We start from the raw sequence: 746 nt of genomic DNA on the forward strand, positions 1-746 counted from the left end.
TTACACCTACACGAACAACAAGTTGTCAAGGTACAGATGGAATGTTTGTCATTCCTTGTGTACGACTTGCCGCCAATCCTTGAGTATTTCTCTCATTTCTGGCTCACGGATCGCACCCTGCCTAAAGGCGAGGGGATTCTGCTCTCATCCTAGTTACTTGCTCTAGCAGGTTTTCACCAACCAGAGTAGAGGTCGCTAGTCCAGCAGCGTTACTTCGGGAGCGCCCCTCCCTAGTCTCTTTCGCTCTCGCCAATATATTTATTGCCGCGTTTACATCACGTTGCAGACTGCAACCACACTGGCAGACATGGGTGCGACAAGAAAGAGATTTCTTGACAATCCGACCGCAGTTACTGCACTTTTGGCTTGTGTAATGAGGATGAACGGGGACAACTGTAGTATTAAACTTTTGAGCGAAATACTCTAACCATTGACGAAAAGTAGTCCAAGCTACATCGTTGATTGACTTGGCGAGACAATGATTTTTTACCATGCCCAAGACATTCAAATCTTCGTAGGCTACTAGGTTGAGTCGAGGGAAGGTATTATCCATCGCCCCTCTGCTTTAGATCCGGACGTGCCGCTTTCGCTGCATCCGGCTCCCGATGTTCTTGGCTGGCACATTTGCTCATGTGAATGTACTTGTGGCAGCTTTCGTGAATGGCTAGAAGGTTATTTTTCTTCCAGTTGTTATGGTTGTCATCGACATGATGGAGATGTACCCTTTCGTCACTAAGCAGCTTTAA

The 746-nt window shown here is 46.9% G+C and carries 2 pseudogenes; both read right to left on the reverse strand.

Going from position 1 to position 746, the window contains the following annotated elements:
- Nucleotides 1-121: 121 nt before the first annotated feature.
- Nucleotides 122-529 (reverse strand): annotated as a pseudogene (locus MiSe_RS49440) (RNA-guided endonuclease InsQ/TnpB family protein); the annotation flags it as partial.
- A 16-nt stretch (nucleotides 530-545) separates the two neighbouring features.
- Nucleotides 546-746 (reverse strand): annotated as a pseudogene (locus tag MiSe_RS49445) (RNA-dependent DNA polymerase); the annotation flags it as partial.

Origin of the sequence: Microseira wollei NIES-4236 (genome assembly GCF_020521235.1) — a bacterium.
Classification (GTDB): domain Bacteria; phylum Cyanobacteriota; class Cyanobacteriia; order Cyanobacteriales; family Aerosakkonemataceae; genus Microseira; species Microseira wollei.